12 protein-coding genes are annotated in these 14,599 nt (G+C 66.1%); 5 read left to right on the top strand and 7 right to left on the bottom strand.

Going from position 1 to position 14,599, the window contains the following annotated elements; translation table 11 throughout:
- Positions 1 to 114: 114 nt before the first annotated feature.
- The 3 genes from OK015_RS04025 to OK015_RS04015 form a co-directional block, all read right to left on the bottom strand.
- Positions 115 to 1,269 carry an NAD-dependent formate dehydrogenase gene (locus OK015_RS04025; RefSeq protein ID WP_268129431.1) on the bottom strand — a complete coding sequence of 385 codons (1,155 nt, stop codon included), beginning with the start codon at positions 1,267 to 1,269 and terminating at the stop codon, positions 115 to 117.
- Between the two features lie 96 nt (positions 1,270 to 1,365).
- Complete coding sequence (locus OK015_RS04020; RefSeq protein WP_268129430.1) at positions 1,366 to 2,283, bottom strand: LysR family transcriptional regulator; 918 nt, start codon at positions 2,281 to 2,283, stop codon at positions 1,366 to 1,368.
- 5 nt (positions 2,284 to 2,288) lie between these two features.
- The gene (locus OK015_RS04015; protein WP_268129429.1) at positions 2,289 to 3,932 is read right to left on the bottom strand and encodes an acetolactate synthase large subunit; all 1,644 of its coding nucleotides are present in this window, start codon (positions 3,930 to 3,932) and stop codon (positions 2,289 to 2,291) included.
- A gap of 86 nt (positions 3,933 to 4,018) precedes the next feature.
- Between OK015_RS04015 and OK015_RS04010 the strand changes: the two genes are divergently transcribed.
- Positions 4,019 to 5,395: an NADP-dependent succinic semialdehyde dehydrogenase gene (locus OK015_RS04010; protein WP_268129427.1), complete on the top strand. Its 1,377-nt coding sequence runs from the start codon at positions 4,019 to 4,021 to the stop codon at positions 5,393 to 5,395.
- 22 nt (positions 5,396 to 5,417) lie between these two features.
- On the opposite strand, the gene OK015_RS04005 is transcribed toward OK015_RS04010, so the two are convergent.
- The 3 genes from OK015_RS04005 to OK015_RS03995 form a co-directional block, all read right to left on the bottom strand.
- Positions 5,418 to 6,356: a R2-like ligand-binding oxidase gene (locus tag OK015_RS04005; RefSeq protein ID WP_268129426.1), complete on the bottom strand. Its 939-nt coding sequence runs from the start codon at positions 6,354 to 6,356 to the stop codon at positions 5,418 to 5,420.
- Positions 6,353 to 7,042: a TetR/AcrR family transcriptional regulator gene (locus OK015_RS04000; protein WP_268129425.1), complete on the bottom strand. Its 690-nt coding sequence runs from the start codon at positions 7,040 to 7,042 to the stop codon at positions 6,353 to 6,355. The genes OK015_RS04005 and OK015_RS04000 overlap by 4 nt, the downstream gene beginning before the upstream one ends.
- A gap of 141 nt (positions 7,043 to 7,183) precedes the next feature.
- Entirely contained in the window at positions 7,184 to 8,902 is a 1,719-nt protein-coding gene (locus tag OK015_RS03995; protein ID WP_268129424.1) for an acyl-CoA dehydrogenase family protein, read from the bottom strand.
- A 159-nt stretch (positions 8,903 to 9,061) separates the two neighbouring features.
- On the opposite strand from OK015_RS03995, the gene OK015_RS03990 reads away from it, so the two are divergent.
- Genes OK015_RS03990 through OK015_RS03980 form a run of 3 tightly spaced genes read left to right on the top strand, consistent with a single transcriptional unit; the run spans position 9,062 to position 12,045 of the window.
- Positions 9,062 to 10,042 carry a phosphotriesterase-related protein gene (locus tag OK015_RS03990; protein ID WP_268129423.1) on the top strand — a complete coding sequence of 327 codons (981 nt, stop codon included), beginning with the start codon at positions 9,062 to 9,064 and terminating at the stop codon, positions 10,040 to 10,042.
- The gene (locus OK015_RS03985) at positions 10,035 to 11,516 is read left to right on the top strand and encodes an AMP-binding protein (protein ID WP_268129422.1); all 1,482 of its coding nucleotides are present in this window, start codon (positions 10,035 to 10,037) and stop codon (positions 11,514 to 11,516) included. The genes OK015_RS03990 and OK015_RS03985 overlap by 8 nt, the downstream gene beginning before the upstream one ends.
- Before the next feature lie 49 nt (positions 11,517 to 11,565).
- On the top strand, positions 11,566 to 12,045 hold the full coding sequence (locus OK015_RS03980; RefSeq protein WP_268129420.1) for a YbjN domain-containing protein: 480 nt from the start codon (positions 11,566 to 11,568) through the stop codon (positions 12,043 to 12,045).
- Here the strand turns inward: OK015_RS03980 and OK015_RS03975 are convergent.
- The gene (locus OK015_RS03975; protein WP_268132429.1) at positions 12,042 to 13,163 is read right to left on the bottom strand and encodes an acyltransferase family protein; all 1,122 of its coding nucleotides are present in this window, start codon (positions 13,161 to 13,163) and stop codon (positions 12,042 to 12,044) included. The two genes, OK015_RS03980 and OK015_RS03975, sit on opposite strands and share 4 nt — an antisense overlap.
- 152 nt (positions 13,164 to 13,315) lie before the next feature.
- Here OK015_RS03975 and OK015_RS03970 point away from each other — a divergent pair, with 152 nt between their 5' ends.
- Entirely contained in the window at positions 13,316 to 14,590 is a 1,275-nt protein-coding gene (locus OK015_RS03970) for a DUF3068 domain-containing protein (RefSeq protein ID WP_268129419.1), read from the top strand.
- The last annotated feature ends 9 nt before the right edge of the window (positions 14,591 to 14,599 follow it).

The following is a 14,599-nucleotide window of genomic DNA, read 5'->3' as shown; positions in this document are numbered from 1 at the left end:
TCCCCACGATGCGGGCGGCGCGCCTGCCCGAACATCAGCCGAAAGGCGTATATTCCGGTTTCCGCCCTCGGACAGCCGCCCGCCGCATCCTCTGTTCATAACATTTGCAGCCTGCTACTTCTGGTAGGACAGGGCTCCCGTTCCGGCGAGCTTGCCGCCCTCCACGATCAGGTACTCCGGGCGGATGGGCTTGCCGGCGAACCAGCTTTCCAGGATTTCCCTGGTGCCGGCGGCATACCGGGCTTGGGCCGACAACGTGGTTCCCGAAACATGGGGCGTCATCGCGTTATTCGGCATGGTCCGCCACGGGTGGTCGGCCGGTGGCGGTTGCGGGAACCAGACGTCGCCGGCGTAACCCGCGAGCTGACCGCTGCGCAATGCGGCCGCGATCGCCTCGGGCACGGTCTCCTCGCCGCGGGCGGTGTTGACGATATAGGAGCCGCGCCGCATCGTGCCCAGCAACCGCTCGTTGAACATCCGACGGGTGGCTTCGTAGAGCGGCGAGTGGATGGACACGATATCGACCGAGCGGACCAAAGACTCGACGTCGGGGTGGAACGTGACGTTGAGTTCCTTCTCGACTTCCGGCGACAGCCGTCGTGTGTCGGTGTAGTGCAGGTTGACGTCGAACGGTGCCAGCCGGCGCAACACCGCACGCCCGATCCGGCCGGCGGCAATCAGCCCGACGTCCATGCCTTCCAAGTCGTAGGCACGCTCCACGCAATCGGCGATGTTCCATCCGCCTTCGCTGGCCCACCGGTGCGACGGGACGAAGTTACGCACCAGCGTCAGGATCTGCATGACCGTGTGCTCGGCGACACTGATGCTGTTGCTGTAGGTCTCCTCGGCGACGGTGATGCCGTGCTCCTTCGCCGCCTCGAGGTCCACGTGGTCGGAGCCGATGCCCGCGGTCAGCGCCAGCTTGAGTTTGGGCGCCTTCGCGATGCGCTCCTTGGTCAGGTAGGCCGGCCAAAACGGCTGGGAAATCACGATATCGGCATCGACCAGCTCGCGCTCGAACTCCGAATCCGGCCCGTCCTTGTCCGACGTCACCACCAACTCGTGGCCGCCGTCTTCGAAGAACTTGCGCAACCCGAGCGCACCCGAGACGCAGCCGAGTAGCTCACCCGGGGTGAAGTCGATGTTTGCCGGGGTCGGCACGGTGCTGCCGTCGGGGTAGCTCCGGATCGTCGGGATGCTGTCCCGGGCGTATTTCGGCGGGTATCCATTGACGGGGTCCGGGTAGAGCACCATCACACATTTGGCCATCGGTTTCTCCTCTTCCTGGGTAACTGCATCCCAGCTTTCGCCGGCGGCATCGACGTGTCCAAGACGCGTTTCCGACCGGCCGATAGGCCGCGCCGATCAGGCCTGGTGAGATCGGCCGAACACGCCATCGGTGCTCGCGTCCCGCGCGGTCTGCACGAGCGCGCGGGTCACCACCGAGCCGGGTTCCGCCGCGTTGGTGACGAGCGCCATCGCGGCGGTGACCGACGGATCGTGCAGCCGCAGCACGGAAGCCCCGGCCGGCACGCCAAGTGCGCGAATCCAGGTGTGCGGCACGATGCTCGCCCAGCGGCCGGTGCCCACATGCGCGAATAGCGTTGCAACGGAGTCGGTTTCGAGTTGCGGGGACACCGCAAGACCCACGGTCTCCAGTGCGTCGTCGATGACGCGGCGCCCACGCATCCCGACGGCGAGTAGGCACAACGGCAATGCCAGCGCATCCGACCAGCTGATGGAATCGGACTTCCCGGCGAGCAGTTCACCACCCACGATGAGCACCTGCTGCTCCTGGTACAGCGGGGTGACCAGCAGTTCGTCGGTGTCGTGGCGGTCCGGATACAGAATCCCCGCGTCCAATTCAAACCGGCGAATTCGTTCGATGATCCCCGCCGAGCGCAGATTGGTCTCCAGCTGTACCCGCACCAACGGGTGCGCGGCACAAAACAGATCAGTCAGCAGCGCGACGGTGGTGGCGGCATTCGGAACCACACCCAACCGCAGCTCGCCGACGAGGCCGGTCTGCAATGCCGCGACTTCAAGGGTGAGAGCGTCGCGATCGGCCAGGATGCGCCGCGCCCAATGCACGAGCCGCTCGCCTTCGGGCGTGAGGCCTTCGAACTTCTGGCCGCGGCGGACCAGCGGGACCTTCAGCTCGTGTTCGAGCTTGCGAATGGCTTCCGACAGCGCCGGCTGCGATACATGACAGGTTTCCGCGGCGTGAGCGAAATGACGCTCCCGGGCAAGCGCTACGAAGTACTCCAGCTGGCGAAACAGCATGGACGTTACAGGGTTTCGTCCAGCTCGCCGAGCCGGTCGGTCAACCGCAGGTTTTCCGAGTAGTCGACCGGGCAGCAGATCAGCGAAACCCCGTCGTCGTCGAGTGCGGCGCGCAGCGTCGGCAACAGCTCGTCGGCACTGTTGATCTGATACCCTTTTGCGCCAAAGCTTTCGGCGTACTTCACGATGTCGGGGTTGCCGAACCTCACGTAGTAATTGGCACCGAGTTCGAGATCCATCTTCCATTCGATGAGGCCGTACCCGCCGTCCTCCCAGATCAATACCACCAGCGGTATCTTCTCCCGCACGGCGGTTTCGATTTCCTGGGAGTTCATCAGGAATGCGCCGTCGCCCACCACCGCCAGCACTTTGACGTCCGGTAGCGCCAGCTTCACCCCTAGCGCACCTGGCAAGGCAAACCCCATCGTGGACAACCCGTTTGAGATCAGGCACGTGTTGCGTTCGAAGGTCGGATACAGCCGCGCCATCCACATCTTGGTGGCCCCGGTGTCGACCAGCACCACGTCGGAGCGGCCCAGCGCCTCCCTGGTGTCGGCAACCACCCGCTGTGGGGCTAACGGAAATCTCGAATCTTGTTGTCCTCGAGCGAATTCCTCGGCCAACAACCCGGACCCGGGTACGTCGGCATCGTCGAAGCGGTGGCCGGAGAGTGCGTCGGCGAGCTCATTCAGCGAGCCGCTGATGTCGCCGATGATGCCGACGTCAACCGAGTAGTGCGCGTCGACCTCGGCCGGGAAGCGATGGATGTGGATGATCTTCTTGTCGGCCTGCGGATTGATCCGGACCGGGTCGAATTCCTGCAACTCGTAGCCGACCGCGATGACGACGTCGGCGTGGTCGAACCCGAAGTTGACGTAGTCGTGCCGCATGAACCCGATGGTCCCGATGCTGTTGGGGTGGTCGTCGGGCATCACACCCTTGCCGTGGAAGGTGTTGGCCACCCGGATCCCGAGTTGCTCGGAGAAGCGGACCAGGGCCGCGGTCGCGTCGCTGCGGGCGGCCCCGTGCCCGGCCAACATCACCGGCCGCTGCGCGTGGCGCAGGATGTCGACCGCCCGCGCCACCTGCCCGGGCGCCGGCGCGTCGGCGCGGACCACGTTGCGCGGCAATGGCCCCAGGTCGTAGTCGGTCTCGTCTTCGTCGATCTGTTCCGGCACGGCGAGATAGACCGCCGCGGGTCGTTCGGTCTCGGCGGTTTTGAACGCCTTGCGGACCATCTCCGGGATGGCGTGCGGAGTGGGTACGCTGGCCGACCACCGGGTGATCGGCGCGAACATCGACACCAGGTCGACGTACTGGTGAGATTCCTTGTATTCGCGGTCCTGACCGACCTGTGCCGAGATCGCGACCACCGGGGTGCTGTTGGTGGTGGCGTCGGCGACACCGAGTTGCATGTTGATCGCACCCGGGCCCAGCGTGGCGGACACCACGCCGGCACGTCCGGTGACGCGGCCGTACATCTCGGCCATGAAGGCCGCCGCCTGTTCGTGCCGGGTGAGCACATAGCGGATATCGGAGTGCGCCAGCGCCTGAGTAAACCGAATGTTCTCCTCACCCGGTATCCCGAAGACGACGGCAACCCCCTCGTTCTCCAGGCACTTGACGATCAATTGAGCCGCAGTGCTCATCCGCCACCTCCCTCTGGAACGATAGTGGCAGGCTAGATGTTGGACGTTTACGCAAGCACCAATTACGCAGATGAAGGAGGCCCACCGTGGCCATCGCCACTATCAACCCGGCCACCGGCGAGACAGTAAAGACCTTCACCCCCGCGACAGACGACGACGTCGATGCGGCGATCGCGCGCGCGCACGCCCGGTTCCTCGACTACCGCCGCAACACCACCTTCGCCCAGCGCGCCGAATGGGCCAACGCGACCGCTGACCTGCTGGAGGCCGAGGCCGACGAGGTCGGGGCGATGATGACCCTCGAGATGGGCAAGACCCTGAAATCGGCCAAGGCCGAAGCGATCAAGTGCGCCAAGGGTTTTCGCTACTACGCCGAGAATGCCGAGCGGCTGCTGGCCGACGAGCCGGCCGAGGCCGGCAAGGTCGGCGCGACGAAGGCATACATCCGTTACCAGCCGCTCGGGGTGGTGCTGGCGGTGATGCCGTGGAACTTCCCGCTCTGGCAGGCCGTGCGGTTCGCCGCACCGGCGTTGATGGCCGGCAACGTCGGCCTGCTCAAGCACGCGTCGAACGTGCCGCAGTCGGCGCTGTATCTCTCCGACGTCATCGCCCGCGGCGGATTCCCGGCCGACTGCTTCCAGACGCTGCTGGTGTCGTCCAGCGCCGTCGAGCGCATCCTGCGTGACCCCCGGGTCGCGGCGGCCACCCTCACCGGCAGTGAGCCGGCCGGTCAATCGGTCGCCGCCATCTGCGGCGACGAGATCAAGCCCACCGTGCTCGAGCTCGGCGGCAGCGACCCGTTCATCGTGATGCCGTCGGTGGACCTCGACGAGGCGGTCAAGACCGCCGTCACCGGGCGGGTGCAGAACAATGGCCAGTCCTGTATCGCCGCCAAGCGCTTCATCGTCCACACCGACATCTACGACGCGTTCGTCGACAAGTTCGTCGAGCGCATGCAGGCGCTGAAGGTCGGCGACCCGACCGACCCGGACACCGACGTGGGCCCGCTGGCCACCGAGTCGGGCCGCGACGAGATCGCCAAGCAGGTCGACGACGCCGTCGCGGCCGGCGCCAAGGTCCGCCTCGGCGGCGAGACTCCCGACCAGCCGGGATGGTTCTACCCGCCGACGGTGGTCACCGACATCACCAAGGACATGGCGCTCTACACCGAAGAGGTCTTCGGTCCGGTTGCCTCGATGTACCGCGCCGAGAACATCGACGAGGCCATCGAGATCGCCAACGCCACCACGTTCGGGCTGGGCTCCAACGCCTGGACCAATGACGAGGCCGAGCAGCAGCGCTTCATCGACGACATCGAGGCCGGCCAGGTCTTCATCAACGGGATGACGGTGTCCTACCCGCAGCTGGGATTCGGTGGCATCAAGCGCTCCGGCTACGGCCGCGAGTTGGCCGGCCTGGGCATCCGCGAATTCTGCAACGCCAAGACCGTCTGGGTCGGCTAGACGCCGCGGCGGGCCGCCGCCATCAAACGGACGCCAGGGCCAGCTCGTCCTCCTCGGCGAAGGTGTCCTCGAGCTGCAGCGGCGAGTAGTCGAGGTCGATCTCGCCGAGCGGACGCCCGCGGGCGCTCGAGATGGTGCCGAACCGTCGCATGCCTTTGTCTGAGGCGTACTGCATGAATTCGTCCACCGACAGGCCGAAGGGCATCGGGTCGTACAGGGCGAAACCCTCTTCGATCAGGCGCAGCCCGAGCGGCATCAGCTCGTTCATCCGCGTTTCGAAGACGTCCCAGTTGGCGTCGTCGGCGGCGACGTGGCGCCGGCACGTGAAGGTGCCCCAGGCCATGTGACGTCGCTCGTCGTCGCCGATGCGCCGGACCAGCTCCTGCATGCCGGGCAGGATGCCGCGGTCCACGCAGATCTTGTGCCAGCCGAAGTAACCGGTCAGCGCCAGCATGCCCTCGACCATGTGGTTGTAGGTGACCGACGCCCGGACCTGGGCGGCCGGCGACGGGTCGACCGACAACGCGCTCAGACAGTCCGGCAGCTCCTCGTAGAAAATCGTGCGGTAGGTCGGGACGTCGTCGAGGTAGTAATGCAGGTCCTCGGTGATGCCGACGGCGTCGAGCCACATCCGGAACACCTGGACGTGCTTGGCTTCCTCGAAGGCGAACTGCGTCAGGTACATCTCGTCGCCAAGCCGCCCCTCGGCCCGCATCGCGGCCATGAACGGCTGGATGTCCTGGGTCACGGATTCCTCGCCGGCGATGAACTCGGCGCACAACCGGGTCGCGTAACTGCGCTCGTCGTCGGTCAGGTGTTCCCAGTCCTCTCGATCCCGGGAGAAGTCGATGTCGGCCGGATTCCAGAATTTCGCATTGCCGCCCGCAAACAGCTTGAGCGGCAAGCTATCCCAGTTGAGACCGCCCTCGGCCATGGAGGCAATTCGGGTGCGGTGATTCATGTGACCTCCTCAGATCGCATTGGGGCTGGGTTATTGGAGGCATTCGGTGTGGCGAACGCGGCGATCAGCACCGCGACCAACCTGCGCACGGCCAGTGCCGGCTGCTCGGGGCTGGGCTCGTCGAGGCCGAGAATGGGGTCCAGGCCGCGCATGTACGGCGCCAGCGCCAGGTGCGGAAAGATCAGCAACAGCAGCGACAGCAGCGCGTCGGTGTCGGCGTCGGCGCGCAGATCGCCGCGGGTCTGAGCGCCGTGCACCAGTGGCCGCAGCACCTCCAGGTAGTGCCGGTGGATGACGCTGCGCACGCTGATGCGGGCGTCGGTGTCGACCTCCAGGGTCGCCGCGGCGTGCAGCGATCGTTCCCGCGGATGCTCGGCGAAGTAGGCGACCCAGCCGTCGAGCAGCTCGGTGAGAAATTCGAAGAACGGCCGGTTGGGGTCGAGCTCACGGATCAGGTCTTCCATGTAGCCGCGCACTCGCTGGCTGCCGATGTCGGCGATGAATGCGAACAAGTCGCGCTTGTCCGCGAAATACTGGAACAGGCTTCCCTTGGCGACCCCGGCCCGGCGCGCGATCACGTTCAGGCTGCCGCCGGAAAACCCGTGCGTCCCGAACTCGGCCTCGGCAGCGTCGATGATCGCCGTGCGCCGAGCGGGATCGACGCGTGCCCATGTCACTGTCGGCATGACTCACCTCGCTTCAATGACCATTGGTCATGTTACGGTGAGCTACGTCACAGTCAAGGGGGTTCGCACCTCGCGTGTGCGGCGGCCGCACGGTGGCGCTCGAGGGTGCGGCCAGCCGCCCGTTCGGCGGACGCTGCCGGTCTAGGGCCGCATCTGATAGGCACCGTTGATCGGCTGGATGTGTTCCTTCCACACCTGGTCGTAGCGCGCCTGGTCGAACACCGGCCGACGGATCATCCGCATCGCGAAGCGGGCCTGCGCGTCGGTCGTGGCGTGCTTGTCGCCCAGCTCGATGGCGTAGCTGTTGAAGTCGCGGACCAGCACGGCGAAGATCTCGTCGATCAACGCCTCGTCTAAGCCGGACGGCCCAGAAATCACCGCCTCTTCCAGGATCAACTGGGCGTAGGGCACCGTGGCAAACAGCTGACCCACCCCGAAGGCGAAGTCAATATCCTTCTGCTGCACCGCGTCCGGGGTGGCACTGGCCAGCATGTCCGCCAGCACGTCGATCTGCTCACGCAGCAGGGCGACGTTGGGCAGATGCGCATAGCTTTCGAACGGCGCGCGCCAATCGTGGAAACGCACCTTGCCCAATCCCCCGGTCGGACCCTGGTTGAACAGGAACGCGTCGTCGGCCGCGTCGTCGCGGCGGCCGATCACCGGCAGCTCGCCACTCGGCGCGAACAAGTAGTTGGGCATGAACTTGGCCAACAACCCGATGTTGATGTGAACGGTGCCTTCCAGCCTTGGCAGCAAACCGATCTCGCGGGCCATGGCCTCGAAGATGGTGTCCTTCTCGACGCCCTTGGCGGCGATGACATCCCATAGGGCGGTGATCACGCGCTCGCCTTCGCCGGTGATCTTGGCCTTGGTGAGCGGGCTGTAGAGCAGGTAGCGGCGGTCGGTCGCCGACGCGCTGCGCATGTAGTCGCAGGCGCGGGTGGCGACCAGCTTCATCGCGATCAGCCGCGCGTAGGCGTCGGTGAGCAGCCGCCGCACGTGGGTGAAGTCGGTGACGACCGTGCCGTACAGGTAGCGGTTGGACGCGTGGGTGACGGCCTCGTACATGGCGTGGGTACACATGCCGACCGCACCCCAGCCGAGGTTGTACTTGCACACGTTGACGGTGTTCAGCGCGGCGTGGAAGGCGCCGGCGCCGCGGTGCAGGATGTCGGCCTCGGTGACCGGATAGTCGCGCAGCGCGTAGTTGGCGACGTAGTTCTGCGAGTTGACGACGTTCTTGATCAGCTCGTAGCGGTCGTGCTGGGAGTCGGCAACGAAGAACACGTACTCGTCGGTATCGGCGATCTTGCCGAAGGTGGAGACCATCCGGGCGGCGTTGGCGTTGCCGATGTAGTACTTCTCGCCGTTGGCCGTCCAGCCGTGCTCGGACGGCGTCAGGATCATGTCGGTCTGGTAGACGTCGGCGCCGTGCGTCTGCTCCGACAATCCGAAGCCGAACACCTCACCGGATTCCAGCTGGGCCGCGGCCTTACGCTTGGCGTCCTCGTTGTCGCTCATCCAGATCGGGCCCAGGCCCAGGGCCGTGACCTGGAATGGATACCAGTAGTTCAACCCGTAGAAGCCGACGATCTCGGCGAACTCGCTGATTCGATAGGTATCCCAGCGACAGGCAGCGGCTGGGTCCGAGGCGCCGTACTCGGACGGGGTGAGCAGGGAGGCGAAGATGCGCTCCCGGCCGACGTGGTCCAGGAAGTCGGAGTACCAGACCCGGGCGTGGTCGTCGGCCTTCAGCCGGGCTTTGCCCCGGGACTCGAAGAAGTCGACGGTGGCGGCCATGATCTCCCCCGAGCGACGGTCTGGGTAGCGGCGTTGCAGGTGATTGGGATTGAGCAACATGGCGGGGCTCCGGTCAAACGGTTGGCGAAACGGACGCGGCCGACGGTACGCCATTAACCGGCCAGCTGGGCCTCATCCGCTGGTTGCCGGCGGAAATCCCGGATTGTCGCCGCAATTGCCTCTGTTGATTGACCACCGGCCCGGCCTAGCATCAGCGAGGTGTCCGAACTCAATACCGCGCGCGGATCCATCGATACCGCTGATCTCGGCGTGACGCTCATGCACGAGCACGTGTTCATCATGACCACGGAAATCGCCGAGAACTACCCCGATGCGTGGGGCGACGAAGACAAACGGGTGGCCGATGCGATCACCAGACTCAACGAGCTCAAGGCCCGCGGCGTGGACACCATCGTCGACCTCACCGTGATCGGCCTGGGCCGTTACATCCCGCGGATTGCCCGCGTCGCGGCGGCCACCGAGCTGAATATCGTTGTGGCGACCGGACTTTACACCTATAACGAGGTGCCGTTCCGGTTCCACTACGAGGGCCCGGGCGGCATGCTGGGCGGCCCGGAGATCATGGTCGACATGTTCGTCCGCGACATCGAGCAGGGCATCGCCGACACCGGCGTCAAGGCCGGAATCCTCAAGTGCGCCACCGACGAGCCGGGCATCACCCCGGGTGTCGAGCGGGTGCTGCGCGCCGTCGCCCAGGCGCACAAGCGCACCGGCGTGCCGATCTCCACGCACACCCATGCCGGGCTGCGCCGCGGCCTCGAGCAGCAACGCATCTTCGAGGAAGAGGGCGTCGACCTGACCCGCGTGGTCATCGGCCATTCCGGCGACAGCACCGACGTCGGCTACCTCGAGGAGCTCATCGCCGCGGGCTCGTATCTGGGGATGGACCGATTCGGCCTCGACGTGCTTTTACCGTTCGAGGAGCGGGTGGGCATCGTGGCGCGGATGTGCGAGCGGGGGCACGCCGACAAGATGGTGCTCTCGCACGACGCCAACTGCTACTTCGACGCGCTGCCCGAAGAGCTGATGCCGCAGATGGCACCGAACTGGCACTACCTGCACATCCACAACGACGTAATCCCGGCGCTCAAAGAGCGCGGGGTCACCGACGAGCAACTGCACACCATGCTGGTGGACAACCCGCGGCGCATCTTCGAGCGGCAGGGCGCTTATGAGTGAGCAGATCCCGCCCATCGGTACGCAGATTTCGGCGCTTGCCGAACTCGCCCCCGACGAGCCCGCGGTCACCTGCGACGGCGTGACCATCACCCGCGCCGAACTCGACCGGTCGACAAACCGGTTGGCCCGCGCCTATGCCGAGCGCGGCGTCGGCGTCGGCGACTACGTGACGATGGTGCTGCCCAACTCGATCGAGTGGATTCAGGCCGCGGTGGCGTGCTGGAAGCTTGGCGCGGTGCCCCAGCCACTGTCGGCACGGTTGCCGGCCGCCGAGCTGCAGGGGCTGCTGGAGTTACGTCCACCGGCCTTACTGGTCGGGCAGGAACACCCCGACATACCAAGTGTGCCAATTAATTTCGCCCCCAAGCCGGCGCTGTCGGACGCCGGTCTGCCCGAAGCGGTGTCGCCGGTATGGAAGGCGATGGGATCCGGCGGCAGCACCGGGCGGCCCAAGCTCATCGAATCCGGCGGCGACAGCCGGATACCGGCCGCGATCGGCTATCCGCTGGGCGCCCAGGAGGGCGACACCACGTTGGTGCCGGTGCCGCTATCCCACAACACCGGTTTCACCGCGGCGACGATCGCGTTGCTGATGCGCCACCACCTGGTGCTGATGAGCCGGTTCGACCCGCACGGGTTCCTGCGGCTGATCACCGACCATCGCGTCACGTTCCTGACGACGGTGCCGACGATCATGCAGCGGACGCTGCCGGTCTACCAGGCCGACCCTTCGGCCTACGACCTGTCGTCGATCCGGCGCTTCTGGCATCTGGCGGCGCCATGCCCGCCGGCCGTCAAGCAGGCGTGGATCGACCTGCTGGGTCCGGAGAAGGTCTGGGAACTCTACGGCGGCACCGAATTACAGGCGCTGACCTTCATCTCCGGTGACCAGTGGCTGACCCACCGCGGCTCGGTGGGCGTGGTCGTCGCCGGTGAGATGAAGGTGCTCGACGACGACGGCAATCCCTGTCCGCCCGGTGTGGTGGGCGAGATCTACATGCGGCCCAGTCCGGGCAGCGCGCCCACCTATCGCTACATCGGGGCCACGGCGAAAAACCGGGACGGGTGGGATTCGCTGGGAGATCTCGGCTATTTCGACGCCGACGGGTTTCTGTATCTGTCGGACCGGCGGGTCGACATGTTCACGGTGGGCGGCCGGAACGTCTATCCCGCGGAGATCGAGAGCGCGCTGTCGGCACACCCGGATGTGTTGTCCTGCTTGGTCGTTGGCGTGCCCGATCCGAACGCCGGCGATCTGGGCCAGGTGCCCTACGCGCTGGTGCAGACGATCGACGGCTCCACCCTGGACGCCGCGGGCGTGCAGCAGTTCCTGCGCGAACACGTCGCGGGCTACAAAGTGCCGCACACCGTCGAATTCGTCGACGCTCCGCTGCGCGACGACGCCGGCAAGGCGCGGCGCTCGGCGGTCAGGGCCGAGATCATGGCGCGGCAGGCAACCGCAGAAGCGGGCTAATCAGAAAGCACCAAGAATCCTCCAAGGCCCCGGCACAACCATCGGGGCCATGCAGATCGAGCCCTTGAGTACCGAGCTGATCGAACGCTATCTGCGATCGCGTCACTTGCGATTTTTCCGCGGCGACGACGGCGAAGAATTCCTGATGGTGCTGTCCAACATCGAGCGGGGCAAGCTGCACGTGAACCTGCGGATCAACGGATTGCGGCCCGACATCTTCGAGATCTCGGTCAGCCCCGCCGGGTACTACCAAGCCAGCGAGCGCCCGCGCCTGATGGAGCTGGTGAACGACTGGAATCGCGACAACCATTGGCCCAAGGCGTTTGTCCGCGAGACGGCGCAGCCGAGCCACGTCAGCCTGGTCGGTGAGAGTGCCTATCTGCTGACCGACGGCATCCATCTGGCGGCGTTGGGGAACTTCATCAAGTCCACCGTCGAGTACGGCGCCGACCTGATCGAGAAGATCGAGCGGGCCGTCTGCCTGCCGTCCGCGGGCGCGCTGGAACAGTGGATGGACCGCACCGGCTAGGGCGCTATCGCGTCCGCTTCGGCGTCGATCACCTCAGCCTCGGGCTGCTCGCGTTTCTCCCAGCGGCGCAACGCCTCCCGGCAGGGTGACTCGACCAGGGCATAGCTCACCGCCGCGATCGAAAAGCCGAAGATCAGCGTCAGCACCAGCACCGTCGGCATGTTGCCGGTGAACGGAAACGTCCCGACCACCGGGAACACCATCGCCAGGGCGGCCAGGTGCCAGATGAACAGGCCGTAGGACCAGCGACCCAGGGTGACCATGCCGGCATTGCCCAGCAGCCGGTGCGGGGTATCGGCCCGATCCAGCACCAACGGCGCGACCAACGCGAACGCGACCACCGAGCCCATCGAGGTCTTTACCGCGAACTGTGTCGCCGTACCCGGAATCAGCCCCTCCGGACCCGCCAGTGGAGAAGCGGCGACCAGAAACGCCAGCAACGCGATGACGGCCATCAGCACCCGGCCCGCTTTTTTCTGGACCACGCGCGCTGCCAGCCCGTTCGGGCTGTGCACCCACTCGGCCAGCAGCATGCCCGCGGCGAACCAGGAGAAGAACGCCGGCGGCCAGTTCAGCGGGTTGCCGGATCCCGTATGCAAAGGCACCCAGCCCCATGCCCAGCTGAGCACCCCCAGCGCGGCGATCACCGGCACCCGGGCGCCAACCGGAACGCGACGGGCCAGTAGCGCGAGAATCGGCAACGCCAGATAGAAACTGACCTCGACCGACAGGCTCCACATCTGAGTCAGGCCGCCGGTCAGGGTGAGCGGCACATAGATCTGGGTGAGCGTCAGGTTTGCCAGCCACACCGTCGGGCTGGCGTGATCCGCATCGGGCAGCAGGGTAAGAATCACGACGACGGCCACCAGATAGGCCGGCATGATGCGGACCACCCGCGACCGCAGGTAGTGGCCGGTCGGCGGCCTCCGGAATAAACCACGCCCCAGATCCCTCGCCGCTGCCGCATGGCCGCGCCACAGCAGGAACCCCGACAACGCGAAGAACACCGCGACAGCCAGGTCGAAACGGCCGAACAGCCGGCCGTCGACACCGGTGGAGTGCCCGGTCTGAAAAGCCACATGCGTAATGACCACGCCCATGGCCGCGCAGGCGCGCATACCCTCGACGGCGGGGAGGAAGCTGCGGACTCCACCCACCTGCTGGCTATCGGTCACGATCCCAGTCTGCCCGCGCTGTGTTGCCAGCCGAACCGGGTACTGCTGTTAGGGTCAAACGGATTTGCCTAGAGCATTTAGGAGGGCACGGCAACGTGAACCGAGCGGTTATGTTGCGGTTCGCCGCGTGCGGAATCATCGGACTCGGAGCCGCCCTGCTGATCGCCGCGCTGCTGCTGTCGACGTACACGAGCAGCAGGATCACCAAGATTCCGCTCAACCTCGACACCACGCTGGTCAGCGACGGCAGCGGGACCGCGCTCGACTCGGCGTCGCTGTCCAGTGACCACGTCGTCGTCAACCAGAATGTGCCGCTGGTTTCCCAGCAGCAGATCAGCGTCGAGTCGCCGGCCAACGCCGACGTGGTCACCCTGCAGGTCGGCACCTCGCTTCGGCGCACCGATAAGCAAAAGGACACCGGGCTGCTGCTCGCGATCGTCGACACCGTCACGCTCAACCGCAAGACCGCGATGGCCGTCTCCGACGACACCCACACCGGCGGCGCCGTCCAGAAGCCGCGCACCTTCAATGACGACAACCCGCCCACTACGATCCCGGTGCGGCACGACGGCCTGTCCTACCGATTCCCCTTCGACACCGAGAAGAAGACCTACCCGTACTTCGACGCGGTCGCGCAGAAGACCTACGACGTCAACTACGACAGCCAAGAGGACGTCAACGGCCTGAGCACCTACAAATTCACCCAGAACATCGGTTACAGCGCGGACGGCAAGCTGGTGGCACCGGTGAAATACCCGTCGCTGTACGCCGGCGACGAGGACGGCAAGGTGACGACGTCCGCGGCGATGTGGGGTTTGCAGGGTGTCGATCCGGCCGAGCAGATCACGATGACCCGTTACTACGCGGCGCAGCGGACCTTCTGGGTGGACCCGGTTTCGGGCACCATCGTCAAGGAGACCGAGCGTGCCAACCACTTCTTCGCCCGGGATCCGCTGAAGCCGGAGTTGACGCTGGCCGACTACAAGATCACCTCCAACGAAGACACCGTGGAGTCTCAGGTGAACGCGGCCCGCGACGAGCGTGACCGGCTCGCGTTGTGGTCGCGGGTTTTGCCGATCACGTTCACCGCGGTCGGCCTGATCGCGCTGATCTGCGGCGCCGTGCTGGCGTCGTTCAGCCTCCGGACCGAGAGCGCGCTGACCGATCCCGGCCTGGACCGCGGGGACGAGGAGTTCTTCGGCCGCAGCGGTCTCGAGGAACGGGTGCCCGGCGCCGAAGCCGAGACCGAGAAGCTGCCCACACAGCGTTCCGAACACGACGATCCGCCCGAGTCCGACTCGCCGCCCGGCGAGCCGCCCGAGCCGGGCCCATCCGAACCGAGTCCGCCCGGCCCGCCCGATCGGGACTAGCCCGCGGCG

This window comes from Mycobacterium sp. Aquia_216, from assembly GCF_026723865.1.
GTDB lineage: Bacteria > Actinomycetota > Actinomycetes > Mycobacteriales > Mycobacteriaceae > Mycobacterium.
This window is presented reverse-complemented; position numbering and strand designations above follow the sequence as displayed.